Source organism: Nonomuraea sp. NPDC050451, from assembly GCF_044458585.1.
In genome coordinates, this window is sequence record NZ_JBITHZ010000005.1 from 106,135 (window position 1) to 130,927 (window position 24,793).

Consider the following 24,793-nt stretch of genomic DNA (forward strand, 5'->3'; position numbering starts at 1 on the left):
ATGTTTCAGGAAATGTGGAAGTATGATCATGATTGGAAAGCGATTCCTGGACCAGGACCTCAGCCCCGACCTGCGCGAGGAGGGGGTACGGGGCTCCGCGATGGTAGAAACTTGGTGCGATGCCCACTATCTACGATGTCGCGCGGGAGGCCGGCGTGTCCGCCGCCACCGTCTCCCGCGTGCTCAACGGCGCCCGGACCGTCGACCCGGCCATGGTCGCCCGGGTGCTCACGGCGGTCCGCGAGCTCGGCTACCGCCCCAACGCGGTCGCGCGCAACCTGCGGCGCAGCCGTACCACACTCTGGGCCGTGATCATCTCCGACATCGGCAACCCGTTCTTCACCGCCATGGTGCGCGGCATCGAGGACGTCGCCCAGCAGGAGGGCTACTCGGTCGTGCTGTGCAACAGCGACGAAGACCCGGCCAAGGAGGAGACCTACGTCGCGGCGGCCCTGAGCGAGCAGATGGCCGGCGTCATCATCTCCTCCTCGGGCAGCGTCAAGGCCGCCAAGACCCTCATCGACTCGCCCATCCCGGTCGTCGCCGTCGACCGGGAACTGCCCCGGGGCGCCGTCGACACGGTGGTGGTCGACAACGAAGGAGGCGCGCGCACCGCCACCGAGCACCTGCTCGCCGCCGGATACCGGCGCATCGCCTGCATCGCGGGACCCGAGGGCGTGAGCACCGCCGACCTTCGCCTGCGCGGCTACACCGCCGCCCTGCCCACTCCCCCCTTGATCGTGCGCGCGGACTTCCGCGAACAGGGGGGATACGACGCCATGGCCGCACTGCTGTCCTCCCCCGAGCCTCCCGACGCGGTCTTCGTGGCCAACAACCTCATGACGGTGGGCGCGCTGCGCTGCCTGACCGAGCGCGGCGTGGACGTGCCCGGACAGGTCGGGCTGGTCGGCTTCGACGAGATCCCGTGGGCGGACCTGGTCCGCCCGTCGCCCTCGACGGTGACGCAGCCGACGTACGAGCTGGGCCGCATGGCCGCCCGCCTCCTGGTCGACCGCATCGCCACACCGGCCGCCAAGGCCGCCACGATCGTCCTGCCCGCCGAACTCCATCCCCGCCAGAGCTCCACCCCCCGTTAACGGGTCGCGAGCTCGTGGGCGAGGTGGGAGGTGGAGTCGTACAGGTCGCGGTACAGCCCGTACAACCGCGTGTAGTCCTCGGCGGCGGCCGGGTCGGGCTCCACGACGGACGCCACCGGGTTCCAGCCCTCACACGAGACGCCGCACGCCTGCGCCGCGAGCATGGCATCACCGAAAGCGGCACCCACCGTGTGGGTGGACAGGACCTGTGCCTGCTGGAGCACGTCGGACACGATCCGCGTCCACAGCCCGCCCTTGGTGCCGCCGCCCACCGCGACCAGCCGCTTGGCCGACCCGCCCGCCGCCCGCATGGCCTCCAGGTTGTGCCGCACCCCGAAGGCGGTCGCCTCCAGCGCGGCCCGGTACAGATGCCCGCGCCCGTGCCGCAACGTCAGGCCGATGAGCGTCCCCCGCGCGTCCGGGTCGAAGAGCGGCGTGCGCTCCCCCGCGAAGTACGGCAGCATCAGCAACCCCTCCGCCCCGCGCCCCACCGCGGCCGCCTCGGCCGTGAGGGCCTCGAACGAGGCTCCGGTCAGGTCGCGCAGCCACCCGGTGACAGCCCCCGATGTGGCCATCCCGGCCGCCAGGTTGTACGTCCCCGGCGACACCCCCGCAGTCCCCCACAACTGCGGCGAGACGGCCCGCGAGGCCAGCACCTCGACCAGGAACATCGTCGTCCCGTACATGAGCATGACGTCGCCCGGCGAGGTCACCCCGACGCTCAGCGCCTCGGCCCACGCGTCGATCGTCCCTGCCACCACCGGGATCCCCTGCGGGAGCCCGGTGGTGGCGGCGGCCGCCTCCGTCACGGTGCCGACGACGTCGCCGCTCCACGCCAGCGCGGGCAGCTCCAGCTCCGGGAAGAGGTCCCAGTCGGTGATCCACTCATGGGCACGGGTGTCGTACAGGGGCGTGCACTGGCTGGCCGCATGATGGTCCAGCACGTACGCGCCGGTCAGCCGGTACGCCAGCCACGAATGCGCCATGAAGATCCGCCGGGTCCGCGCCCACACTTCGGGCTCATGGGTGCGCAGCCACTCCAGCTTCGGCCCCACCGCCTGGGAGGTCAGCGGCGACCCGCACCGCTCCAGGATCGCGGCGGCCCCGTACCGGGACGTCTGCGCCGCGATCTCGGCCGTGGCCCGGGTGTCCACCCCGTACAGGATGGCCGGGCGCAGCGGCGTGCCGTCCTGCGCGCAGGGCAGCACGCACGGCCCGATCCCGCTCAGCCCGACGGCCGCGACGTCCGGGCGGGCCAGCTCTTCCACGATCGAGGTGAAGTCCGCCCACCAGACGTCCTGCGCCGAGTGCTCGAACCAGCCCGGCCGCGGCGAGGCGGTGCGATGTTCGCGCACCGCCGTCGCCACGACCGCGCCGTCGGGCGCCACGAGCACCCCCTTGGAGCTGGAGGTGCCGATGTCGATCCCGAGGAACATCAGTTCTGTCCCGACAGGTCGAACTGCTTGTAGAGCTCGGCCGCGTTGTCCTTGGTGACCTGGGTCGTGCCGAGCACCTGCTTCTTCTCGACCTGCCGGCCGTGCAGGATCTTGTTGACGGTGTCGGCCGCCTCCTGCGCGCCCGTCGGGTAGATGAACGTGGCCGAGAGCTGGCCGAGCTGGACCGCGCGGATGCCGCCGTCGGGGATGGCCAGGCCGTCGATGCCAATGAACTTGATCTTGTCGGCCTTGCCCGCCGCCTGGGCCGCCAGGTACGCGCCCAGCGCCATCGGGTCGTTGTGCCCGTACACGAGGTCGATCTGCTGGTGCTGGGCGAGCCACTGCTGCATGATCGGGGTGGCCTGCTCCTTCACCCACTTGCCCTCGCGGTCGGCGATGATCTTGATCTTGGGGTTGGCCGCGATGGCCTCGCGGAAGCCCTTGTCGCGGTCGATCTGCGGCTGGTTGGACATGATGCCGCGCAGCTCGACGATGTTGCCGCCGTTCGGCAGCAGCCTGACCGCCTCCTCCCCCGCCTTCCTGCCGATGAGCACGTTGTCGCCGCCGATGAAGGCGGTGTAGCAGTCGGTGTTCACGGTGCGGTCGAGGACGATCACGGGGATCTTCGCGTCGCACGCCTGCTGAACAGCCGCCGTCAGCGGCGCGGGCTCGGTGGGCGAGACGATGAGCGCGTCGACCTTCTGGGTGATGAAGTTCTGGACCTGGGAGACCTGCGTGGCGCTCGACTGCTTGGCGTCGGCGATCGGCAGCAGCTCGATGTCCGGATATTTCTTCAAAAAGTGCTGCAACTGCAGGTTGAGTTGGGCCCGGTACGGCTCGGCGTTGTTCGACTGCGAATATCCGACGACGAACTTCTTCTTCTCACCTGACGACGCCGACGGCGCGGGCGTCTTGGACGCGCACGCGGCGGCCAGGAGTGCGCACAGCACGATGGTGATGGTCTTCTTCATGATCGAGACCCTCCTCGGAAGATCTTGAAGAGATCGGGACGCTGCAGGACGACCGCCACGACGACGATCAGTCCCTTGATGACGAGCTGCCAGTTGTCGCTGACCGCGTTGAGGCCGAGCACGTTGTCCAGGAGCGTCAGGATGAGCGCCCCCACGAACGTGCCGGCGATGGTGCCCTTGCCGCCCGCCAGCGACGCCCCGCCGATGACGGCGGCGGCGATGGCGTCCAGCTCGAACGACTGCCCGGCCTGGGGGTCGGCCGAGGCGCTGTAGGCGGCGTCGATCGGTCCCGCGAAGCCGGCGAGCATGCCGGACAGTGTGAAGACGGCGATCGTGACCGCGGTGACGTTGACCCCGGACAGGCGGGCCGCGGTGGGGTTGCCGCCGACGGCGTACACGTGCCGGCCGAACCGGGTCTTCGTCAGGATCAGGTGGAAGACGATGCAGACCACGATGAAGGCCAGCACCGGATAGTAGATGCGATCGAACAGGTTGTGCCCAGGGGTGCCGAACAGCTGGAACGCCTCCGCCTGCGGCGTCAGCTTCCCGTCGGGCCCGGCGATCTGGGTGCCGACGCTGACGTTGTCGCTGACCTGCCGGTCGAGCCCGCGTACGACCGAGAGCATCGCCAGGGTCATGACGAACGACTGGATGCGCAGCCAGGCCGTGCCGGCGCCGTTCAGGAACCCGAAGAGGGCTCCCACCACCATGCAGATCGGCACGATCTGCCACGGCTCCAGCGAGAACTTGGCGAGCATCATCGCGGCCGTCATCGACGCGATGCCCAGCAGCGACCCCACGGACAGGTCGATGCCGCCGGTCAGGATCACCAGCGTGACGCCGACCGCCAGGATGCCGCGGGAGGCGAAGGCGCCGATGGCGTTGGTGAGGTTGGTCTCGTTCAGGAACATCTCGCCCTTGGTGGCGATCCCGACGGCGAGGATCAGCACCAGGCCGATGTAGGCCTGCGCGGCCCCGAGGGCGGAGAGCGTGCGCCGGATCCGGCTCTCCTCCGGCGCCTTCACGGGCGGCGCGGTCTTCACGGTTGTCATATGGTCACCTGCTGTCTTGCCATGGCGGCCTCGAGGATCGCCTCCTGCGTCGCCTGGCCTCTCGGGAACTCGGCGGTGATGCGGCCCTCGCAGAGCACGAGGATCCGGTCGCACATGGCGAGCAGCTCGGGCAGCTCGGAGGAGGCCACGAGCACGCCCTTGCCCTCGGCGGCCAGCGACGACATGAGCGCGTGGATCTCCGCCTTGGCGCCCACGTCGATGCCACGCGTGGGCTCGTCCATGAGGATCAGCGAGGGCGCCGTGAGCAGCCACTTGGCCAGCACGACCTTCTGCTGGTTGCCGCCCGAGAGATTGCCGACGGTGAACCGGGTGCCGGGGGCCTTGACGCGCAGCTCGCGTACCTTCTGTTCGACGGCCGCGTGCTCGCGCCTGGCGTCCACGACCCCGAACCGCAGGAACCGCTTGAGCGAGGGGAGGCTGGCGTTGAAGCCGATGGTGTTGCCGAGCACGAGGCTCTGGGCCTTGCGGTCCTCGGCGACCAGCGCGACGCCGCGCCGGATCGCGCCCCTCGGGCTCTTCGGCCGGTACGGCCGGCCGCCCAGGGTCATTTCTCCGGCAGCCGCCCTGTGCAGGCCGAAAATCGATTCCAGCAGCTCGCTGCGGCCGGCGCCCATCAGGCCCGCCACGCCGACGATCTCTCCCGCCCGTACGGACAGGGAGATGTCACGCAGCGGTGTGCGGCCTGAGCCTGGCTCGCCGGGCACCGACAGCCCCTCGACCTTCAGCAGCTCCCCACCTGTGGAGCCGCCGTCGGCGCGGGGGAACATCTCGCCCAGGGGGCGGCCGACCATCATCTGGATGAGCTCGTCCCGGTTGACGCCGGAGCGCTCGCCGATGTACTGGCCGTCGCGCATCACGACGACCCGGCCGGCGATCTCCTCCAGCTCCTCCAGCCGGTGCGAGATGTAGATGACGGCCACGCCGCGCCCGGTCAGGTCGCGGATGACCTCGTACAGCCGGTGCACCTCCGCGTCGGCCAGGGCCGAGGTGGGCTCGTCCATGACCAGGACGCAGACGTTCTGCGACAGGGCCTTGGCCACCTCGATGAGCTGGCGTTCGGCGATCTTGCACTGTTTGACGATCGTGCGCGGCGACAGGTCGAGCCCGACGCCGTGCAGCAGCTCGGCGGTGCGCGCCTCGGTGGCCTTGCGGTCGAGGATCGCGCGTTCCTGCCCGAGGAAGATGTTGTCGGCGATGGACAGCTCGGGCACCAGGTTGAGCTCCTGGTGGATCATGGCGATCCCGTGCCGGCGCGCGTCCTTGGGCGAGTGGATGTGCGCGACCTCGCCGCCGATCTCGATCTCGCCCTCGTAGTCCTTGAACACCCCGGCCAGGATGTTCATCAGCGTGGACTTGCCGGCGCCGTTCTCTCCGAGCAGGGCCACCACCTCGCCCTCCGCCACGGTGAGCGACACCCCGTCGAGGGCCCGCACGCCGGGGAAGGACTTGCCGATGGCCCGCATCGCCAGGACGGTGGTCACCTGAGGCTCCACGCCGTGTAGGAGGCCGCCGACCAGGGGGTCTTCGGGGTCAGCTGGACGGTGATCTCCCGTTGCCCGCGGGTGACGCCCGCCGGGATCTGGTAGACGTCCTCCAGCCACCTGCGGGTCCGGTTGCCCAGCGGCTGCACCCAGTCGGCCAGTCTCCGCCCGTTGACGGTGACCTCGGCGTGCTGCCCGGCGACGCTCTGGTCACCGGTACGGCGCAGCTCGACGCCCTGGTTGTTCCGGTCGATCGTGAGCTTGAACGTGACCGGGGCCTGCGTGACCCGCTGGGTGGCCTTGAGCGTGACGGGGTTCCTGAAGTCACCCTCGAACGCGGAGTCCAGAGTGGTGACCTCGCCCTGGCCGGTGTAGCCGTGCTGCCGCTCGCTGGCCGGGTCGCCGACGGTCAGCGAGTCCGTCTGGACTGTGGCGCTCCGGTCCGAGCCGTACCAGTAGGCGGTGGAGGAGTAGACGCCTTCGACGTCGTTCGTCCAGCCGTGTTCGATGTCGAACGTCAGCGAGCCCGCGAACGGCACAGCGTCGCCGATCATCAGCCGATACGCGCCGGTGCAGTCGTCGCCGGCAGGGCAGCCGGTCGCCGGGGCCAGGTGGGCGGTGTTGCCGTGGAAGGGGGTGCTGAAGGTCTCGCGGTTGAAGTACCAGCCCGCCTGGTAGAAGTCCTCGGTGCCGGTGCCGTGGATCTGCGGGGAGCGCGAGCCGTCCACGTAGACGCGCTCGTCGCCCTCCAGGTAGTTGCGGGTGGTCGGGCCGCGCATGGTGTGGCTGACCCCGACGAACTTGCCCTGGGCGCCGGAGACCCGCAGGAAGGGCCAGCTCGTGCCGGGGGTGGTGCCGCCGGCGCGGGACTGCGTTCTGAAATATCCGACATTTCCTGATACCGGGCGGTTGGCGGACGTGACCGTCGCCTGGCCCTCGATCGTGCGGCCGGAGTCGTTGAACAGCTCGACCGTCGCGCCCGTCCGGTACGGCATCGGCCACCACGCGGTGAGTGTGCTGGTCTTGGCGTCGATGTCGTACATGAGCGACTTGACGGGCAGCATCGCGTGCCCGCTGCCGAAGAACTCGCCGGCCGGCGAGTCGACCGTGCGCCGGCCATCGAAAGTGATCCGCAGCCGCAGCCCCTGCAGGATCTCCTGCGCCGTCCTGACCTTGGCGAGCTGGGCCTGGTCCATCGGGAAGGCGAAGGTCCGCTCGCCCTGCCAGGTCTGCGCGACGATCTTGTAGTTGTGCGCGGCCTCATCGGCCGCGTCGCCCACGTCCACGGTGTCGGTACGCTTGCCGGCGCTGTCCACCCAGTACGTGAACTCGTTGTAGTCGAGGTCCGACGAGGCGAACACGTTCTTGATCGTGATCTGCGACTTACCCTTGGTGGCACCGGTCGGCAGGTGCACGACCTCGTCGGCCCACATCCCGGCGGCGCCCGGCTTGCTCGGCGGCCACTGGGCCACCTCCTGGCCGTCCACCAGGACCTTGGCGACCTGCCTGCCGATGGCCGGGTCGATGCGCCTGGTCAACCGCACGCCGTCGTTGGCGGGATCGATCTTCACCGTGAACTCGCTGGAGCCGTTCGCGCCGAACGCCCGGCCCTCGTCGGCCTCGGTCCTCGGCAGCACCTGCTCGGCCTGGGGCAGCCTCAGCTTGATCGCCGACAGCTGGCCGGCGCCCTGGGTGCGCGCGATCCGTGCCGACTGGCCCGGGGCCAGGCGGATCGCGGCGTCCTGGGAGCGCGCGCCCGGGATGGCGGGCTTGGGGTCGCCACCCGCCTTGAGCCGGTCGATGATGTCCTGCGCCTTGTCGGCCGGGTCGAACGTGCTCACTCCCTCGGCGTCGGCGAACGTGCGGTAGCTGACGTGGTGGAAGAGCGGGTTGTGCTCGGTGGTGATGCGCATCGAGCGGGTGAACGGCATCGGCACCTCGATGTAGACGCCGCCGGAGCTCTGGTCGGCGTTGCCCACGAAGGGGTAGGCGAAGGGGGCGCCGAGCTTGCCGTTCACCAGGTCCTGGAGGCTCGCCTCCACCACCTTTCTGCCGTCGAGCTCGATGGTGATCCTGCCGGTCCTGGTGACGTCGCCGCCGTCCCTGGTGAACCAGATGGCCTGCACCTCACCGGCGCCGGTGTGCTCGGCGATCACGCAGCCCTGGGTGGTGGTGCTCAGGCACGAGTACGTGCCCTCGAACCCGTCGTTGTTGTCGCCGGTGCGGTCGAACCCGGAGAACTGCTTGGTCTGCACGCCGACGGGCAGCTCGGGCAGCCGGTCGAGCCTGCGGTAGACGTCCCACCCGACGGGGCCCTTGGCGCTCGCCTGCGCCTGCGCCGGTGCGGTCAACCCGCCCAGGACGAGCGCGGCCGCGAGGATGAGAGGACTAAGCCGCATCGCCGAACCCCTCGAACTCGACGCCCAGCTGCTTGCAGACCGCTTCGAGCTCGGCGATGTAGTCGCCGGGGACCGCATGGATGTGGTTGGAGCCGAACCGCCCGAGGAACTCGGTGGCCGGCACGTGCAGCCTGGTGAACGCGTGCGGCCACTCGAACGTGGACTGCCGGGCCATCGCCTCGTTGGTGGCGTCGTCGTACAGCTCGAAGTCGCCGCGCATCACGTGCATGCGGTACTGGCCGTCCCTGCGGGTGAGGCGGGCGAACGTGGCGGCGCCGGGCGCGGCGAGGTGGTGCACGCTCGCGCCGCCGGCCGGGAAGAAGAACACCTCGGGGTAGAAGTGCGTCTTGGCGAGGTTCTCCTCGGGGTCGTCGGACCTGGCCGCGTACCAGGTGGCGTGCTGGCCGGAGTTGCACAGGTCCCAGACGTCCTTGTCCGCGTGGTAGTGGCGGACGTCGGCGAAGAGCACCGGGTCGCCGCTCAGCAGCTTCAGGATCTGCATCGTCAGCGCGCCGTCCATGTCGGCCTCGGTGGCGCAGACGTGCGTGTCCTTCGGGCCCTCCCAGTCGTACGGGTCGTTGAGGAAGGCCTCGGCGAGGTCCATCGTGCAGAAGTGGGTGGTCAGCTCGGGCTGGCCCTTGATGCCGGAGAAGTCCAGGTTCCACTCGTCGATGAGCTCGCGCATCGCGTAGTACGTGCGGATCTGGCGTTCGAGGAGGTCCGGCGTGAGCTGCCTGCCGTCGTAGTGCACGTTCCCCTTGGCCTCCAGCCACTGGCGGGCCTGGGTGACCCGCGCCTGGGAGGCGTTCTCACTCCGCCGGACGATCTCCCACTGGTCGATCTCCTCGACGTCGACGCCGAACGTACGCATCCACTGGTCGGTGTTGGCGACGGCGGTGTACATGCCCATCGGCCGGCCGCCGATCCGGCCGAACGTCGAGCCGCGCAGGCCCCTGACCGCCTGGGCGGCCCGAACCTCGGTCAGCACGCGCTCCCTGACGGTGAGGTCATCGATGTCTCCCCAGGCGCGGGCGTGCACCCGGCCGATCTGGTCCAGCCCGCCGCCGCCGGCGAGCATGCCGACCATGCCGGGCTGCGCGGGATCGATGTTCGCCATGAGCAGCAGCGGCCCCGGGGTGGACTCGGCGGCCAGCATGGTGAAATGCGGGAAGGCCCACACCGCGTAGTTGAAAATGGTCAGATCGGGCCGGCGATCGGCCAGCCATCGCGCCTGCGACGTGGCCAGTTCGTTGGTCCACACGATCTCCGGCGCCACGATGACCTCGTGGCCCTCCTTGCGCAACGCTTCCGCGAGGGCGGTGGTGGCCTGGGTAATGTGCTCGACGAGATCGCGGGCGACGAAGTCCCGCCCGTCCGAGATGCTCAGCACTCCGATACGTGCCACGGGTTGTCCTCCATGCAACTGAGAAATCGATTGCTCAGAAATCGATTTCCCTCAACCTAGATCTCGCGTTTCGGACCGTCAATCCCGCTTCACATCACAGAATCACAACGGTGAACCGATTTCTCGAAGGGGCCCAGCAACGCCTCAGCGCACCGCACCGGCACCCGTGAACACGTCGTCCCAAGGCCGCCGCCATCCGCCCCAGCCGGCTCGGCGCCCTGACCGCCGCCCTCCACGACGACCCGCCGGTGACCGACGCTCTCCACGACGACCCGCCGGCGACCGCCGCCCTCGACGACGACCCGCTGGCGGCCGACGCCGACCTGGTCGGCTCGCCGGGAGCCGGTCCCGCCGACGACCGTAGCGACATCGACCTGCTCATCGCCGCGAGCGACGCACGCATCGACGACTACGCGGCAGCCGAGCATCTCCCTTCCGGCCCCGGAAAGCCGGCGGGCGTCTTCGGGCGGCGAGGCTTCGGGCGGCTCCCGGCCCGGCTTCGCCGAGCAACTCGATGCCGGCGAGCACGAGCAGGCCACACCCGAGGACCTCGACGATCATCTTGCCTCGCGGCCTGCGCTCGTCCCTGTCGAGGGCGATCGACTGCTCGGCGGGTCGCCGCCATCGGGTCCAGTCAGCGTCGAAGGCGCCGGCGCAGCGCCGCCGCTTCCCGCGAAACAGTGCCGCACCACACGGGCAGCCGTCAGCGCGGGCCGCCACTCACCGTCCGACCACCATGAGCCCCGTCGCGGCGACACCACCACGACGGGCGACGCGCCGTCGTGAACCCGATGGTGTGCCCGCAGGTCTCGGGGAGATATCGATTCCCGGATTCGGCAAGCTGTAGCAGGAACTTCTTGACGCTGACCGTCCCGAGCCCTACCTTTCTGAGAAATCGATTGCTCGCCTCGAGCTCTCTGCAAGATCAGGAGGATGCGACATGTCGGCTTTCGAGAGGGTGACCCGCCGATCTCTGCTGCGTGGCGGCGCCGTCGTCTTAGGGTCGGCGATGGCGGCACCGCTGCTGTCCGCGTGCGGGGGCGGCGGGAAGAGCGGCAACGCCAAAGAGCTGACGTTCTGGAACTTCTACGGCCCCAACCCGCAGGGCGACGCGCAGAGCAAGTGGTTCACCGACCTGGCGGCGGCGTGGAACGCCAACAACGAGGTCAAGGTCAAGCTCCACTACCTGCCCGTCTCCGAGTATCTCGCCGGCACGGCGCTGCAGACCGCGTTCTCCGCCGGTCAGGGGCCGGACATCTTCCTGCTCAGCCCCGGCGACTTTCTCAGGTACCACAACGGCGGCGTGCTGGCCGACCTCACGCCGCACCTCAAGCCCGACCAGATCGCCGACTTCGACGGCGGCGTGCTCGACACGCGCAAGGTGGACGGCAAGATCTACGGCCTGCCGATGGAACAAGAGCCGCTGGCCATGTACTACAGCGTCGACGCCTTCGAGAAGGCGAAGCTGGCCGAGGGCGACCTCCCACAGACCTGGGACCAGTTGCTGGACGTGGCCGCCAAGCTGACCACCAAGGACCGGTTCGGCCTCCTCTTCGAGACCATCCCCGGCTACTACCAGAACTTCACCTGGTACCCGTTCATGTGGATGGCCGGCGGCTCGGCCGTGCCGGGCAACGGCGCGGCAGGGTTCAACGCGCCCGGCGTTCACCAGGCGCTGAAGCTCTGGCAGGACGCGGTCAACAGCAAGGTCGCGCCCCGTAAGCCGCAGGGCGACGGCGCGGGCAACGCGCCGGCGAACCTCGCCAGTGGGTACGTCGCCATGCAGCAGAGCGGCATCTGGTCGGTGTCGCAGCTGGAGCAGGAGAAGAAGGACTTCAAATACGGGGTGTTCCGGCTTCCCGTTCCCGAAGGCGGTACCTACACCACCGACATCGGCGGGTGGGCGTTCGTGGCCAACGCCAAGGGAGCGCACCCGGAGGCGGCGGCCAAGTTCATCGCCTGGGCACTGGGCGCCACCGACGCGGCCGGCGTCGAGCGCGGCCGGCAGTGGAACACGGTCGTCAAGACGAACCTGCCGGCCCGCAAGTCCGTCCAGGAGGCGGCCAAGGCGGCGGGGGCGTTCGACAAGCCCGCGCTCAAGGTGTTCCTGGAGCAGGTGGTGCCGGGCGGCCGGGGCGAGCCCCGCTACACGCCCGAGGTGTACAAGGCCGTCTCGGACGCCATCCAGGCCACCCAGCTCGGCGCGGTGGACCCGGCCAAGGCCGCGGCGGACGCCGCCGCCAAGATCGACACTTTCCTGAAGGGCTACAAGGGTGCGGCCATGCTCTGACGCCCTCGCGGGCGCGAGGCCACAGGCACAGCAGTCCGGTGTGCGGTCATGCTCCGGCCGGACCTCGGCGACGCGACCCTCCGGCCGCGCCGCAACGGTCCGGCTGGGGGCAGGCCTCCCAGTGAAACCGCGCCGGAGGCACCCGGCGGCAGGGCCCCTGAGCGGAAGGCGGTAGCCATGGCCACATTGGTCGATCCGGGTACGGCGGTCGGCGGCGAGGCCGCGGCCGCGCCCCGCGTATGGACCCGGCGCAGGAGAGAGGCGCTGGCCGGGTACGCGTTCGTCGCGCCCGACCTGCTCGGCCTGCTCGTCTTCGTCGGCCTCCCCATGGTGCTGGCCGTCGGCGTGTCGCTGTTCAGCGTGGACGGGTTCGGCGGCTACACGTACATCGGCCTGGACAACTTCCGCCAGATGGCCGAGGACGCGCAGCTCTGGCAGAGCGTCAAGGTCACTCTGACGTACATGGTGACCTTCGTCCCCATCGGGTTCGTCGTCAGCCTCGGGCTCGCGCTGCTGGTCCGCGACCACTTCCCCGGCGTCGGCCTGGTGCGCACGATGTTCTTCCTGCCGCACGTCATCAGCCTCGTCGTGGTCGGCGTGGTGTGGCAGTTCCTGCTGGCCGACAAGCAGGGCGCGGTGCCCGCTCTGCTGCGGCCGGTGGGGCTGGGCGACGTGTCGTTCCTGGGCAACCCCGCGCTGGCGCTCGGGTCGCTGGTGGTGATCAGCATCTGGTTCCTCATGGGGTATCAGATGCTGATCCTGCTGGGCGGGCTCAAGGACATCCCCAAGGAGTACGAGGAGGCGGCGCGCGTCGACGGGGCCACCTCGTGGCAGCGCTTCCGCCACGTCATCTGGCCGCTGCTCCGGCCGACCAGCTTCTTCGTGCTGGTCAACTCGACCGTCGGCGCGGTGACCGGCCTGCAGGCCTTCGACCTCGTCTACGTGCTGACCAAGGGCGGTCCGGCCAACAGCACGTCCAGCGTGGTCTTCTACATCTACCAGCAGGCCTTCACCTTCAACAACTACGGCTACGCGGCGGCGCTGACCACGGTCGTCGTCGGGTTCCTGGTCGTGGCCACGGGGCTGATGTTCGGGCTCACGAAGGGAGGCAGGTTCGATGTCGGTTAGATTGCGCGCCCTCGTCGGGTACGTGCTGGCTGCCATCACGGTGGCGCCGCTGGTCTGGCTGCTGGTGACGGTACTGAAGCCGGCGGACGAGCTGTTCGAGGTGGCGCCGCCCAGCCGCTTCACCCTGGACAACCTGCTCTACGTGCTGACCGAGGTGCCCATCGGCAGGTACATGCTCAACAGCCTCGTCGTCTCCGTGGCCGTGACGGTGGTCGCGCTCGTGCTGCACTCGATGGCCGCCTACGCGCTGGCCCGGCTGCGCTTCCCCGGGCGGCAGGTGATCTTCTCGATGATCGTCTCCACGCTGCTGGTGTCGCTGCCGGTGATCCTCGTGCCGCTGTTCCTGGTGGCCAGACAGCTCGGGCTGCTCGACACGTACGCGGGGCTGATCCTGCCGGCGATCTTCCACGCGTTCGGGATCTTCCTGCTCCGGCAGTACTACCTGACGATCCCGCGCGAGCTCGAAGAGGCGGCAGATCTCGACGGATGCGGATATTTCCGGCGCTGGTGGCAGGTGGTCGTGCCGCTCAGCCGGCCCGTGCTCGCCTCGCTCGCCGTGCTGTTCTTCCTGGCCAACTGGAACGCGTTCCTCTGGCCCCTGACCGCCACCCGCGACCCCGAGCTGCGCATGGTGCAGGTCGGCATCGCCACCCTCCAGGGCCAGTACGGCTCGGCCTGGAACTACGTCCTGGCCGCGACGGTGATCGCGGCCGTGCCCACCTTGATCGCGTTCGTGCTCGGCCAGCGCCGCCTGGTCGAGGCGATCAAGACCTCCGGATTGAAGTGAATGAGGAGCATATGAGCTACGGAAACCACGGCAGCAGCCTGCGTGACCTGCCCCGCCTGCGGGCCTCCAGGCGCAAGCGGGTCTCCAGCTACGACCGCACGGGCGGCAACGAAGACCGGCTGACCGTCCCGGCCGGCACCACCGTGACCCTGGCCGACATCGAGGGCCCCGGCTCGATCAACCACATCTGGTGCACGGTGGCGCTCCCGCTGAAGGATGTGCCGGACGCGGTGGACGTCGACTACCTGCGCAGGCTCGTGCTGAAGATCACCTGGGACGACCAGGAGCACCCCAGTGTGCTGGTGCCGCTCGGCGACTTCTTCGGCATGGGCCACGCCAAGACCGCGAACTTCGTCTCCGCGCCGCTGCAGATGAGCCCGCAGGACGGCAAGAGCTTCAACTCGTGGTTCCACATGCCGTTCGCGAGCCGCGCGAAGGTGGAGCTGATCAGCGAGCTGTCGGCCGAGCCGGTCTTCTTCTACTACTACGTCGACTACGAGCTGTTCGACTCGGCAGCCGAGGACCTCGGCTACTTCCACGCGCAGTGGCGGCGCGAGCGGCCCACCGACGGGGTCCCGCAGGGCACGCAGAGCAACCGTGAGTATCAGGTCGAGGGCATCAACGACACGGGCGACGGCAACTACGTCATCCTCGACGCCGAGGGCCGCGGCCACTACGTGGGCTGCGTGCTCAACATCCGCAACCTGCGCGAGACCAGCGACTGGAACTGGTACGGCGAGGGCGATGACATGATCTTCATCGACGGGGAGCCGTTCCCGCCCTCGCTGCACGGCACCGGCACCGAGGACTACTTCAACACCGCCTGGTGCCCGACGCAGACCTACCACGCGCCGTACCACGGCATCACCCTGCCCGGCGGGGACAACTGGAGCGGCGAGATCTCCCTCTACCGCTTCCACGTCGAGGACCCGATCACGTTCACCGAGTCCATCAGGGTGACGATCGAGCACGGCCACGCCAACAAGCGTTCGGACGACTTCTCGTCGGTCGCGTACTGGTACCAGACGCTGCCGCACAAGCCGTTCGGGCTCGCGCCGGTGGCGGAGCGGTTGCCGTTCCCGCCTGCGTAATCGATTTCCCCTGCCCGTGTCTCCAGATGGGACGAGGTTGATCAAGATCCAAGATGTCGCGCGGCACGCCGGGGTCTCCGCCGCGACGGTCTCCCGCGTGCTCAACGGCCGCTCCACGGTCAACCCGGACTTGCGGACGCGGGTGCTCGCGGCCGTACGGGAGCTCGACTATCGCCCCAACGGGGTGGCGCGCAATCTGCGGCGCAGGCAGACGACGTTGTGGGCGGTGCTGGTCTCCGACGTGGGCAACCCGTTCTTCACCTCTCTGGTACGGGGGGTGGAGGACGGGGGGCGGCAGTTCGGGTACTCGGTGGTGCTGTGCAACACCGACGAGAACCGGGATCGGGAGGCCGAGTACATCGCGGTGGCGCTGGCCGACAACATGGCCGGCGTGATCATCTCTCCGGCGGACGACTCGACGGACCTCTCCGCCCTGGTCGCCGCCGGCACCGCCGTCGTCACCATCGACCGGGAACTGGCCGAGACCGAGGTCGACGCGGTGCTGGTGGACAACGAGAAGGGCGCGGAGATGGCGACCGCGCACCTGCTGTCGTCCGGCTACCGGCGGATCGCGTGCATCACGGGGCCGCGGCGGATGTCCACCGCCATGCGGCGGCTGCGCGGCTACCATCGAGCATTGCGCGCGGCCGGCGTGCCGGTGGATCGTGCCCTGGTGCGGCATGCGGACTTCCGGGAGGAGGGCGGCTACTCGGCCATGGCCGCGCTGCTGGACGAGGGGGTGGAGATGGACGCCGTGTTCGCGGCCAACAACCTCATGACGGTGGGGGCGGTGGAGTGCCTGACCGAGCGGGGGGTGCCGATCCCCGGGCAGGTGGGGGTGATCGGGTTCGACGACATCCCGTGGGCCCGGCTGTTCCGGCCCGGGCTGAGCACGGTCCGGCAGCCGACGTACGAGCTGGGGCGGGCGGCGGCGCAGCTGCTGGCCGACCGGATCGACAACCCGGCCCGGCCGGCGACCCGGATGGTGCTGCAGACGGAACTGCACCCCCGCGAGAGCTCCCGCCCCCGGCACGGCTGACAGCTCAACCTTCGGCTCCGCCGAGGGCTCGCGCGACCGTGAGGCTGTCCTCGAAGATGTGGTAGCGGGTGACGAGCCCGTCTTCGACCGTGAGGTGCAGCGCGAACGGTGAGGTGTACGCGGTGCCGGTGGCACGTACCGTCTGCGCGATCTCCCCGAACACGACGGCGTGCGTCCCGTCGACCAGGATGCGCGTCACCGACGTGCCGTTCAGCTCGGGCACGTGGTGGGCCTCCAGCGACCGGAAATGGTCCGCCACGTCGGCGCGGCTGGACCGAGGCCGGATCCACGGCACCGCGGCATGCCCCTCGGCAGGCCAGTCGAGCCGCCAGTCGACCGGCTCGGCGAACAACTCCGCGGTGCGGGGATGATCGCCCTTGGCCATCCTGCGCAGCAGCTCTTCCACGACGTCACGGGTGTCAGTACTCATGCCGCAACCCTCTCGGCAATGGCACGGGACGTCGATTACCTCCAAGGTAAAGCGCGGCGGTCAGCGGATGTGCAGGTGAAGGGGCAGCGACTTCCATGCGCGCAGGGTGTTGTTGTGGTGCCGGATCGGGGGCGCGGTGAGCTCCATGCGGGTCACCCGGCGGGCCAGCGCGGTGAGCAGGGCCTCGGCCTCCAGCCGGGCGACGTGCTGGCCGACGCACTGGTGCAGGCCCATGCCGAAGCCCACGTGGCCGGACGGGTCGCGGGACAGGTCGAAGTCGTCGGGCCGGGCCCATCGGCGCGGGTCCCGGTTGGCCGCGCCGAGGAACATGAGGATCTTCTTCCCCGCCGGGATCGTCGTCCCGCCGACGCTCACGTCGGCTGTCGCCGTACGGAAGAACGTCTGGACCGGTGACTGCCACCGGACGGCCTCGTCGAAGGCCACCCGGGCGGCCGAGGGCCGCCCGCGCAGCCGCTGCCACTGCCCGGGGTTGCTCGCGAACGCGTAGAGCACCGCGCCGAGCCCGTGGACGGTGGTGTCGACACCCGCGGTGAGCAGGGAACGGACGACCAGCGGCGCCTGTTCGTGGGTGATCTCGCCGCGGTCGGCCGCCGCCCAGATCCGCGCGCCGAAGCCGTCGGCCGTGAGCCTGTCCCTGGCGCACTGCGCGTCGACCCAGCCGGCCCAGCGCGGCATGTGCGGCGCGGCCTCGACGACCAGGTCGTTGGCCGGGCCGAAGGCGTTGAACGCGAAGTTGCCGTAGGGCAGCAGGTTCTCGCGGCCTTCTTCCCCGATGCCGACGGCGTCGGGGAAGACCCGCAGCGGGAAGGCCTCGGCCAGCCCGGGTATCGCGTCCAGGGCAGCGCCCTCGTCGAGGACCCGTTCCACGAGCTGTTCCGCGGCCGCGAACCACTGCTCGCGCAGCCTGCGCAGCACCCGCGGCCCCAGGATCGCCGTGAGCACGCGGCGTGGCGCGTCGTGCCGGGGCGGGTCGGCCTCCAGCAGCAGGCTCGGCGGGCGCCAGGGCTTCTCGTGGCGGAAGTTGCTCAGCCCCACGCCCGCTCCGGACTGGAACTCCTGCCAGTTCACCAGGGCGGCGTGCACGTGCTCGTAGCGTGCCAGCGCGTAGACGTCGTAGCGTGTCAGGTGGACCACGGGCCCGGCGTCGCGCAGGGCCGCCTGCAGCGGCCCCGGCTCTTCGAGCACCTCGTGGCAGAACGGGTCGGCGTCGCTGACGGGCGGCGAGCCCGGGCGGTCGAGAAGGTCGGTCACGGTCGTCTCCCAGGGTGTCACCCAAAATGTCGACAGGTCAGAGGTCCAGCACGAGCCGGTCGGTGCACGAGCGGGACACGCAGATGAACATGCAGTCGGCGGCCTCCTCCTCCCGATCAGCGAGGATCGAGTCCCGGTGGTCGGGGACGCCGTCGAGCACGGTGGTCTCGCAGGTGCCGCACGTTCCCTGCCGGCAGGAGGACAGCACCTCGACGCCGGCGGCGCGCACCGCCTGGAGCACGGAGGTGCCGGGGCCGACCGTGACGGTCCTGCCGGACCGTCTCAGCTCGACGTCGAAGGGCGTGTCGCGGGCCGGGGCCCCTTGTTCCTTGGCGGAGAAGCGCTCGACATGCAGGGTGTACGGCGGCCACGGCCGGCAGGCCCGCTCGACCGCGGCCAGCAACGGAGCCGGACCGCAGCAGTAGACCCTGGTCCCCGGCCGGGGCCGGGCCAGCCACGCGGTGACGTCCGGCAGTCCGAGCTCGTCCTCGGGCACGAGGCGCACCCGGTCGCCGTAGGCGGCGAGCTCCTCGAGGAAGGCCATGGAGCCTCGCCGCCGGCCGCCGTAGAGCAGCTTCCAGTCGGCGCCGAGCAGGTCGGCCTGCTGGATCATGGGCAGGATCGGGGTGATCCCGATGCCGCCCGCGACGAACAGGTAGCCGTCCGCGGGCACCAGCGGGAAGTTGTTGCGCGGCCCGCCCACGCCGACCCGGTCGCCGACCCGGAGCTCGTCGTGCGCGTAGGCGGATCCGCCGCGGCCCCGCGGCTCCCTGAGCACGGCGATCCGGTAGACGCGGGCGTCCCAGCGGTCGCCGCACAGCGAGTACTGCCGGATCAGCCCGTTCGGCAGCACCAGATCGATGTGCGCTCCCGGTGCCCAGTCGGGCGGCCACCCGCCGCCCGGGTGGGCCAGGACGATCTCGACGACGCCTTCGGCCCGCTCTCGCCTGGCCGTGATCTCGAAAGCCTCGACAGGTGCCATCAGCGTGCCGGTCACGGCTTCAGGTCGGCCAGGGCCCGGACCACGGGGGCCCAGCGTTCGGCGTAACGGCCGACGGCCGGATCGGTGGCGTACGTGGAGTCGAGAAGGTACAGGCCCGGCACGGCGCAGGTGCCGCCGAGCTCCGACAGGACGGGCCTGAGGGTGAGCTCGGGGGCGAGCGCGTGCGCGGGACCGGCGCCGAGCATGAGCGGGACGGCGACGACGCCCTGCAGTCCGGTGCCGCCGGCGAACTGGTCGAGGAACAGCTTGAGCAGGCCGCTGTAGGTGGCCTTGAAGGTGGGGCTGGCGAACACGACCACGGAGGACGCCTGGACGGTCCGCACGGCGGCGGCGACCGACTCGTCACCCCAGCCGAGCAGCCCCGGGCCGAGCTCCACCAGGTCGATCGTGTGGTCGGCGCCGGCGCCCGGCTCGCGGCCGGCGAGCTTCTCGGCGAGCAGGGTCGCGGCGGCGAGGGTACGTGAGGCCGGTTTGGGATTGCCGGCGACTACGGTGACGGTCACGGATACTCCTCGGAACGGGACGGGTCAGGAGGCGGCCGGGGCGGCGAGCGAGTGGAAGGCGCTGGCGTGGAAGACCAGCGGCGGGACCCCGGGCTCGACGTGCACCGCTTCGACCTTCAGCAGGACGAGGTCGTGGTCCCCGGCCGGGACGACCTCGTGGATCGAGCACTCCATCCAGGCGACGGCTTCGTGGAGGAGGACCGCGCCGTCGTCGGTCGCGGTCAGGGCGACGCCCTCGAAGCGGTTTCCGGACTTCGACGCGAGCTGGCGGCAGGTCGCGCCCTGTCCGCTGCCGAGCACGGAAAGCCCGATCCGGGGGAGGTCGGCGAGCAGCGGCCAGGTGGTGGAGGTGTGCTGGACGCACGACCGGCACTCCCGCGGGCGTCGGTCACTCCCGGGGCGAGCAGCTGGTGGACGGCGACGACGTCCGGGTCGAGATCACGGGCCTGTCGCCGCTGCGCAACCCTGTCCGGTCCCGGCTGGCGAAGGATCAGCGGTGAGCGACGGGCTCGACAGCGCCGGGCGCGAGCTGCTCTTCTCCGAGGCGCGCTCCGTCCGGTCCTTCTCGGACAAGCCGGTGCCGGACGAGGTGCTCGCGGAGTTGTGGAGCCTGGCCCGGTGGCCGCCGACGGCGTGGAACAGCCAGCCGCTGCGCGTCACGTACGTCCGTTCGCCGGAGGGAAAGGCGCGCCTGCTCCCCCTGGTGGACGAGCGGAACCGGGACAAGACCCGGCAGGCGCCGGTGACGTGCGTGCTCGCGGCGGATCTGCGGTTCCACGACCACCTGCCGGAGCTGTTCCCGGGGAAGCCGGATCTGCGGGAGTTCCTGGAGAGGGCCGATCGCGAGGGGCACGCCCGGTTCAACGCGGCCCTGCAGATCGGCTACTTCGTGCTGGCGGCCCGGGCCGTCGGCCTGTCGGCGGGCCCGATGGCGGGCTTCGACGCCGGCGCCGTGGCCAAGGAGTTCCTGGACCCGCAGCCGCTCAGGGCGCTGCTGCTGGTGAACCTGGGCTATCCGAGGCCGGACGCGGCACCGCCCCGGCTGCCCCGCCTTCCGGCCGGCCATGTCGTGAGCTGGCTCTGACCAGCAGGAAGACAGGAGAGAGATGGCGAAGAATCTGTCGATCGCCGTGGTCGGCGGCGGCCTGGGCGGCCTGGCCGCGACCGTGGCGTTGACCAGGGCGGGCTTCGACGTGACGGTGTTCGAGCGGGCGGCCCGGCTGGGCGAGGTCGGGGCCGGGATCAACATCAGGCCCCAGGCGACGAAGGCGCTGACGGCCATCGGCCTCGGCGCGGACCTGGCGCGGGTGGGCAATGTCGTCACGGGGCAGATCCAGCGCTCGATGTACACGGGCGAACAGCTCGCCGAGACCGGCTTCGGCAGGTCCGGGGACGCGACGCGGCGCTTCGGCGCACCTTACTATCTGTTCCACCGGGCGGACCTGCTCGACGTCCTGGCCCGAGCCGTCGATCCGGCCCGGGTCCGCCTCGGCCACGAGTGCGTGGCGGTGGCGGAGGACACCGGCGGTGTGCGGCTCGACTTCGCCAACGGCGTCCGGCACCGGGCGGACCTCGTCATCGGCGCGGACGGCATCCACTCCCGGGTCCGGGAATGCCTGTATGGCGGCGACGAACCCGGCTTCACCGGGCAGATGGTGTGGCGCGCGCTGCTCGACGGCAGCGCCCTCCCCCCTGACCTCCTCGGCCCGCACGGCTTCTGCGGCTGGATCGGCAAGGGCTGCCACATCATGACCTACTACCTGCGCGGCACGAACGTCATCAACATCACCACGCAGTCGGACGCCGGCTCCTGGGTCGAGGAAGGCTGGTCGCATCAAGGGCGACCCGGACGAGATGCGCGGCTGCTTCCCCGGCGCCGCGCCCGAGCTGCGGATGCTGCTGGACGCGGTCACGGACTGCTCCAAGTGGGGCCTGTTCGGCCGCCGGCCGTCGCGCGACTGGGGCCGCGGCCGGATCCAGCTCATCGGCGACGCCGCGCATCCGATGCTGCCGAACGCCGGTCAGGGGGCCGCCCAGGCGTTCGAGGACGCGTACGTCCTCGCGCGATGGCTCGATGCCGAACGCGACGATCCCGAGGCGGCCCTGGCCGCGTTCCGTGACGTGCGCGTCCCCCGGGCCCACGCGATCCAGCGCCAGTCCCTGCTCAACAGCAAGCTGGTGCACGCGGGCGACTGGGAGGAGCGTCAGGAGATGTTCAGGGCCCGCGAGCGCCGGGGCGACACGCCCCTGGGGATGACGTGGATCTACGGCTACGATCCCGAGACGGAATGGCGCCATCGGCGCGAGTATCCGCTCTCCCACGAGCCGGACAGCGCGGAGCGACGATGAGCACCGTGCACGAGGCCGCGCCCCCGATCGGCACGAGCGTGAGCGACGTTCTCGCGCGCGGCCGGGTCAGGGGGGCGGCGGCCATGTTCGGGCCCGCGCTCATCGCCGCGATCGCCTACGTCGACCCGGGCAACTTCGCCACCAACGTCAGCGCGGGCGCCGAGTTCGGCTACGCGCTGGTGTGGGTGGTCGTGCTGGCGAACCTGATGGCGATGCCCGTGCAGTTCCTGTCCGCGAAGATCGGGATCGTCACCGGACGGACCCTGCCCGAGCTCTGCCGCGACCGCTATCCGGCCGTCGTCCGGTGGGGGTTGTGGCTGCAGGCCGAACTGGTGACGATGGCCACGGACGTGGCCGAGTTCCTCGGCGCGGCACTGGGGCTGCACCTGTTGTTCGGCGTCCCGATGCTGCCGGGCGCCCTGATCACGGCCGTGGTCGCGTTCGTCGTCCTGGGCCTGCAGTCACGGGGTTACCGCCCGTTCGAGCGGGCGATCTCGGCGATGCTGCTGCTCATCGCCGGCGGCTTCCTCTTCGAGCTCCTGTACGTGGGCCCGGAGCCCGCCCAGGCGTTCGCCGGGCTGCTGCCGACCCTGCCGGGCGAGGGCAGCGCGTATCTCGCGGTGGGGATCATCGGCGCCACCGTGATGCCGCACGTCGTGTACCTGCACTCGGCGTTGACCAGCCGCCGCGTCTCCTCGGCGAGCGACGCGGAGCGCCGCACGATCCTGCGTTTCGAGCGCTGGGACGTCGTCGTCGCGCTGGGCGCGGCCGGGCTCATCAACCTCACGATGCTCATGGTCGCCGCCGAGCTCTTCCACGGGAGCGGCGTCACCGGGATCACCGGCATCGAGGACGCGTACGCCGGTCTCGGCTCCCTCGCCGGCGGCGCGGCGGCACTGGTGTTCGCCGTGGCCCTGCTGTCCTCCGGGATCTCCTCCTCCAGCGTCGGGACCTTCGCCGGCCAGGTCGTCATGGCGGGTTTCCTGAACCTGAGGATCCCGCTGGCGGTGCGCCGGCTCATCACCATGCTTCCGGCGTTGCTGGTGATCGCGCTGGGTCTGAACGCCACCGACGTGCTCAACCTCAGCCAGGTCGTGCTGAGCTTCGGCACGCCGTTCGCGCTGGTCCCGCTGCTGCTCATCACCCGGGACCGCGCCGTCATGGGATCCTTCGCCAGTTCGCGGCGGATGACCGCCCTGATGACCGCGATCACCACGGTGATCGTCGGGCTCAACGGTTACCTGCTCTACGAACAGCTCCTCGGCTCATGACCGGGCGCAGGCGTACCGAGATCGCGAAGGCGGCGGCCCACGTTGGGGGCGGTGACGAGCTCGCCCGCCGGCTTGGGGGCGCCCGCGCCCCGCGTGCCGGACACCAGCCCACCCATCCCGCGGTCGCCCCCGTACCGGCGGATCTCCGAGCTCCTCCACCTGGGCGAGGACCACGCGCGGCAACTCGTGCGCCGCGCCCGCCTACCGCGTCTGGTCGGTCGGGCGGATGAGGATCTCGTTGACCGCCACGTGCTCCGGCCGGGTGACCGCGTACACGACGGCGTTGGCGATGTCCTCGGGTTGCAGGGTGCGCATGGAGGTGGCCAGCTGTTGCGCGGCGGCCTGCATCGTGGGGTCGGTGATGTGGGTGGCCAGTTCCGTGGCGACGAAGCCGGGCTCGATGACCACGACGCGTACGCCGTGGGCGGTGACCTCCTGCCGCAGCGACTCGGAGAAGGCGGTGATGCCGAACTTCGTCGCGGCGTAGACGCCGCTGTTGGCCGAGGCGATCCGGCCCGAGGTCGAGGAGATCTGCAGGATGGTCCCCTTGCTCTCCAGCAGGTACGGCAGCGCCGCGTGGACCGTGTACATCGACCCGAGCAGGTTCGTCTCGACCATGCGCGTCCACTCCGTCGTGTCCGCACCCACGATCGGGCCGCTGAGCATCACCCCGGCGTTGTTCACCAGGACGTCCAGGGCGCCGAAGCGCTCGACGGTCCGCGCGACCGCGGCCCGTACCGACTCCTGGTCGGCCACGTCCAGGTCGAGGGCCAGCACCTCGCCGGGCGCCTTGCCCGCCAGAGACTCCAAGCGGTCGGCGCGCCGGGCCCCGACCGCGACCCGTGCCCCCTCCGCCGAGAGGGCCAGCGCAGTGGCCTCGCCGATGCCCGACGACGCTCCCGTGACGAGGGCGACCTTGCCGTTCAGCGTGTCGCTCACGTGCTTCCTTTGAGCTACTTGCCGGGCGCGTTCTGGCCGAGCCAGTCGCGGTAGCTGATCGTGCCGAGGACGGCGCCGTCACCCGGAACCAGCGACCGCTCGCTCAGCTCGCTGCCGAAGTAGCGCGCGTGCGGGTCGGTGACCACCTCGCGCGGGTCGCCCCAGGCGGCCAGCGCCTGGCGGAAGAACTCGTCCATCCGGTACTGCTCGGGCCCGGCGATCTCGACCCTGCCGTTGAGCGGGGTCCCCACCGCGGTCCGGCCGACCGCCTGGGCCACATCGTCACCCGCGATCGGCTGGAACAGCACGGGCGCGATGTGCACCTTGCCATCCGCCGTGGCCTCGTCGGCGATGCCGCGGCCGAACTCGAAGAACTGGGTCGAGTGAACGAGCGAGAACGGGATGCCCGACTTCTCGATCAGCTGCTCCTGAGCGATCTTCGCCGCGAAGTAGCCGTTCTCCGGCATCCGCTCCGTGCCCACGATCGACACCGCGACGTGGTGACCCACGCCCGCCGCCGCCTCCGCCGCGAGCAGGTTGCCCGTGGACGTCTCGAAGAACTTCAGCACCGCGGCCCGCTCGAACGACGGCGAGTTCGACACGTCGACCACCACCTGAGCACCCGCCAGCACCTCGGCCAGCCCCTCGCCGGTCAGGGTGTTGACGCCCGTGTTCGGCGCCGCCGCCACCGCCTCGTGACCGTGCTCGCCCAGCTTCGCCACCAGCTTCGACCCGATCAGGCCCGTCCCGCCGATTACCACGATCTTCATCGCAATCCCTTCCGGTCCGCCGGGCCACCTCGTTGCCGCCCGGTCGCCAGCTAAGACCG

General features: G+C 70.4%; 21 protein-coding genes and 3 pseudogenes. 11 read left to right on the forward strand and 13 right to left on the reverse strand.

Going from position 1 to position 24,793, the window contains the following annotated elements; translation table 11 throughout:
- Positions 1 to 119 precede the first annotated feature (119 nt).
- Positions 120 to 1,097 (forward strand): LacI family DNA-binding transcriptional regulator, encoded by a 978-nt coding sequence (locus ACIBI9_RS18965; RefSeq protein WP_397223431.1) that lies wholly within the window; start codon positions 120 to 122, stop codon positions 1,095 to 1,097.
- Here the strand turns inward: ACIBI9_RS18965 and ACIBI9_RS18970 are convergent.
- Genes ACIBI9_RS18970 through ACIBI9_RS18995 form a run of 6 tightly spaced genes read right to left on the reverse strand, consistent with a single transcriptional unit; the run spans position 1,094 to position 9,862 of the window.
- A complete protein-coding gene (locus ACIBI9_RS18970) occupies positions 1,094 to 2,533 on the reverse strand; it encodes an FGGY-family carbohydrate kinase (RefSeq protein WP_397223432.1) in 1,440 nt (479 codons plus the stop codon). The genes ACIBI9_RS18965 and ACIBI9_RS18970 overlap by 4 nt on opposite strands.
- A complete protein-coding gene (locus ACIBI9_RS18975) occupies positions 2,533 to 3,504 on the reverse strand; it encodes a substrate-binding domain-containing protein (RefSeq protein WP_397223433.1) in 972 nt (323 codons plus the stop codon). Before ACIBI9_RS18975 ends, ACIBI9_RS18970 begins: the two co-directional genes overlap by 1 nt.
- Positions 3,501 to 4,556 carry an ABC transporter permease gene (locus ACIBI9_RS18980; RefSeq protein ID WP_397223434.1) on the reverse strand — a complete coding sequence of 352 codons (1,056 nt, stop codon included), beginning with the start codon at positions 4,554 to 4,556 and terminating at the stop codon, positions 3,501 to 3,503. Before ACIBI9_RS18980 ends, ACIBI9_RS18975 begins: the two co-directional genes overlap by 4 nt.
- Positions 4,553 to 6,058, reverse strand: coding sequence for a sugar ABC transporter ATP-binding protein (locus ACIBI9_RS18985; protein ID WP_397223435.1), 1,506 nt, complete (start codon positions 6,056 to 6,058; stop codon positions 4,553 to 4,555). Before ACIBI9_RS18985 ends, ACIBI9_RS18980 begins: the two co-directional genes overlap by 4 nt.
- On the reverse strand, positions 6,055 to 8,457 hold the full coding sequence (locus tag ACIBI9_RS18990; RefSeq protein WP_397223436.1) for a glycoside hydrolase family 172 protein: 2,403 nt from the start codon (positions 8,455 to 8,457) through the stop codon (positions 6,055 to 6,057). Before ACIBI9_RS18990 ends, ACIBI9_RS18985 begins: the two co-directional genes overlap by 4 nt.
- Positions 8,447 to 9,862, reverse strand: a complete 1,416-nt coding sequence (locus ACIBI9_RS18995; RefSeq protein WP_397223437.1) for an L-fucose/L-arabinose isomerase family protein — start codon at positions 9,860 to 9,862, stop codon at positions 8,447 to 8,449. Before ACIBI9_RS18995 ends, ACIBI9_RS18990 begins: the two co-directional genes overlap by 11 nt.
- A gap of 940 nt (positions 9,863 to 10,802) precedes the next feature.
- Between ACIBI9_RS18995 and ACIBI9_RS19000 the strand changes: the two genes are divergently transcribed.
- The 5 genes from ACIBI9_RS19000 (at position 10,803) to ACIBI9_RS19020 (ending at position 16,197) form a co-directional block, all read left to right on the forward strand.
- Positions 10,803 to 12,152 carry an ABC transporter substrate-binding protein gene (locus ACIBI9_RS19000; RefSeq protein ID WP_397223438.1) on the forward strand — a complete coding sequence of 450 codons (1,350 nt, stop codon included), beginning with the start codon at positions 10,803 to 10,805 and terminating at the stop codon, positions 12,150 to 12,152.
- 177 nt (positions 12,153 to 12,329) lie between these two features.
- Positions 12,330 to 13,280, forward strand: a complete 951-nt coding sequence (locus ACIBI9_RS19005) for a carbohydrate ABC transporter permease (RefSeq protein ID WP_397223439.1) — start codon at positions 12,330 to 12,332, stop codon at positions 13,278 to 13,280.
- A complete protein-coding gene (locus ACIBI9_RS19010; protein WP_397223440.1) occupies positions 13,270 to 14,067 on the forward strand; it encodes a carbohydrate ABC transporter permease in 798 nt (265 codons plus the stop codon). Before ACIBI9_RS19005 ends, ACIBI9_RS19010 begins: the two co-directional genes overlap by 11 nt.
- Before the next feature lie 11 nt (positions 14,068 to 14,078).
- Positions 14,079 to 15,158, forward strand: a complete 1,080-nt coding sequence (locus tag ACIBI9_RS19015; RefSeq protein WP_397223441.1) for a glycoside hydrolase family 172 protein — start codon at positions 14,079 to 14,081, stop codon at positions 15,156 to 15,158.
- 37 nt (positions 15,159 to 15,195) lie between these two features.
- Entirely contained in the window at positions 15,196 to 16,197 is a 1,002-nt protein-coding gene (locus ACIBI9_RS19020) for a LacI family DNA-binding transcriptional regulator (protein ID WP_397223442.1), read from the forward strand.
- A gap of 4 nt (positions 16,198 to 16,201) precedes the next feature.
- Here ACIBI9_RS19020 and ACIBI9_RS19025 read toward each other — a convergent pair whose 3' ends face one another.
- From ACIBI9_RS19025 to ACIBI9_RS19045, 5 genes and pseudogenes are all read right to left on the reverse strand, one after another.
- Entirely contained in the window at positions 16,202 to 16,627 is a 426-nt protein-coding gene (locus ACIBI9_RS19025) for a nuclear transport factor 2 family protein (RefSeq protein ID WP_397223443.1), read from the reverse strand.
- Between the two features lie 60 nt (positions 16,628 to 16,687).
- Positions 16,688 to 17,899 (reverse strand): cytochrome P450, encoded by a 1,212-nt coding sequence (locus tag ACIBI9_RS19030; protein ID WP_397223444.1) that lies wholly within the window; start codon positions 17,897 to 17,899, stop codon positions 16,688 to 16,690.
- Positions 17,900 to 17,936: 37 nt separating this feature from the next.
- Positions 17,937 to 18,896 (reverse strand): PDR/VanB family oxidoreductase, encoded by a 960-nt coding sequence (locus ACIBI9_RS19035; protein WP_397223445.1) that lies wholly within the window; start codon positions 18,894 to 18,896, stop codon positions 17,937 to 17,939.
- Positions 18,893 to 19,405, reverse strand: a complete 513-nt coding sequence (locus ACIBI9_RS19040) for an NADPH-dependent FMN reductase (protein WP_397223446.1) — start codon at positions 19,403 to 19,405, stop codon at positions 18,893 to 18,895. The genes ACIBI9_RS19035 and ACIBI9_RS19040 overlap by 4 nt, the downstream gene beginning before the upstream one ends.
- Before the next feature lie 24 nt (positions 19,406 to 19,429).
- Positions 19,430 to 19,756 (reverse strand): annotated as a pseudogene (locus tag ACIBI9_RS19045) (flavin reductase family protein); the annotation flags it as partial.
- Between the two features lie 145 nt (positions 19,757 to 19,901).
- Between ACIBI9_RS19045 and ACIBI9_RS19050 the strand changes: the two are divergent.
- The 5 genes and pseudogenes from ACIBI9_RS19050 (at position 19,902) to ACIBI9_RS19070 (ending at position 23,025) form a co-directional block, all read left to right on the forward strand.
- Entirely contained in the window at positions 19,902 to 20,489 is a 588-nt protein-coding gene (locus tag ACIBI9_RS19050; protein WP_397223447.1) for a malonic semialdehyde reductase, read from the forward strand.
- Positions 20,490 to 20,511: 22 nt separating this feature from the next.
- Positions 20,512 to 21,015: pseudogene (locus ACIBI9_RS19055) on the forward strand (FAD-dependent monooxygenase); the annotation flags it as partial.
- Between the two features lie 283 nt (positions 21,016 to 21,298).
- Positions 21,299 to 21,499 (forward strand): annotated as a pseudogene (locus tag ACIBI9_RS19060) (FAD-dependent monooxygenase); the annotation flags it as partial.
- Positions 21,500 to 21,526: 27 nt separating this feature from the next.
- Positions 21,527 to 21,754, forward strand: a complete 228-nt coding sequence (locus tag ACIBI9_RS19065) for a hypothetical protein (RefSeq protein WP_397223796.1) — start codon at positions 21,527 to 21,529, stop codon at positions 21,752 to 21,754.
- Complete coding sequence (locus tag ACIBI9_RS19070; RefSeq protein WP_397223448.1) at positions 21,751 to 23,025, forward strand: Nramp family divalent metal transporter; 1,275 nt, start codon at positions 21,751 to 21,753, stop codon at positions 23,023 to 23,025. The genes ACIBI9_RS19065 and ACIBI9_RS19070 overlap by 4 nt, the downstream gene beginning before the upstream one ends.
- A 201-nt stretch (positions 23,026 to 23,226) precedes the next feature.
- On the opposite strand, the gene ACIBI9_RS19075 is transcribed toward ACIBI9_RS19070, so the two are convergent.
- Together ACIBI9_RS19075 and ACIBI9_RS19080 are read right to left on the reverse strand one after the other, a co-directional pair.
- Positions 23,227 to 23,964, reverse strand: a complete 738-nt coding sequence (locus ACIBI9_RS19075) for an SDR family NAD(P)-dependent oxidoreductase (RefSeq protein ID WP_397223449.1) — start codon at positions 23,962 to 23,964, stop codon at positions 23,227 to 23,229.
- A 14-nt stretch (positions 23,965 to 23,978) separates the two neighbouring features.
- Complete coding sequence (locus ACIBI9_RS19080; protein WP_397223450.1) at positions 23,979 to 24,734, reverse strand: SDR family oxidoreductase; 756 nt, start codon at positions 24,732 to 24,734, stop codon at positions 23,979 to 23,981.
- Between the last annotated feature and the right edge of the window lie 59 nt (positions 24,735 to 24,793).

Coding starts and splice junctions, on each gene's coding strand:
- ACIBI9_RS19080 (WP_397223450.1), bottom strand. CDS start 24,734: ATGAAGATCGTGGTAATCGGCGGGACGGGCCTGATCGGGTCGAAGCTG.
- ACIBI9_RS19015 (WP_397223441.1), top strand. CDS start 14,079: ATGAGCTACGGAAACCACGGCAGCAGCCTGCGTGACCTGCCCCGCCTG.
- ACIBI9_RS18975 (WP_397223433.1), bottom strand. CDS start 3,504: ATGAAGAAGACCATCACCATCGTGCTGTGCGCACTCCTGGCCGCCGCG.
- ACIBI9_RS18980 (WP_397223434.1), bottom strand. CDS start 4,556: ATGACAACCGTGAAGACCGCGCCGCCCGTGAAGGCGCCGGAGGAGAGC.
- ACIBI9_RS19005 (WP_397223439.1), top strand. CDS start 12,330: ATGGCCACATTGGTCGATCCGGGTACGGCGGTCGGCGGCGAGGCCGCG.
- ACIBI9_RS18970 (WP_397223432.1), bottom strand. CDS start 2,533: ATGTTCCTCGGGATCGACATCGGCACCTCCAGCTCCAAGGGGGTGCTC.
- ACIBI9_RS19070 (WP_397223448.1), top strand. CDS start 21,751: ATGAGCACCGTGCACGAGGCCGCGCCCCCGATCGGCACGAGCGTGAGC.
- ACIBI9_RS18990 (WP_397223436.1), bottom strand. CDS start 8,457: ATGCGGCTTAGTCCTCTCATCCTCGCGGCCGCGCTCGTCCTGGGCGGG.
- ACIBI9_RS18965 (WP_397223431.1), top strand. CDS start 120: ATGCCCACTATCTACGATGTCGCGCGGGAGGCCGGCGTGTCCGCCGCC.
- ACIBI9_RS19025 (WP_397223443.1), bottom strand. CDS start 16,627: ATGAGTACTGACACCCGTGACGTCGTGGAAGAGCTGCTGCGCAGGATG.
- ACIBI9_RS19010 (WP_397223440.1), top strand. CDS start 13,270: ATGTCGGTTAGATTGCGCGCCCTCGTCGGGTACGTGCTGGCTGCCATC.
- ACIBI9_RS19000 (WP_397223438.1), top strand. CDS start 10,803: ATGTCGGCTTTCGAGAGGGTGACCCGCCGATCTCTGCTGCGTGGCGGC.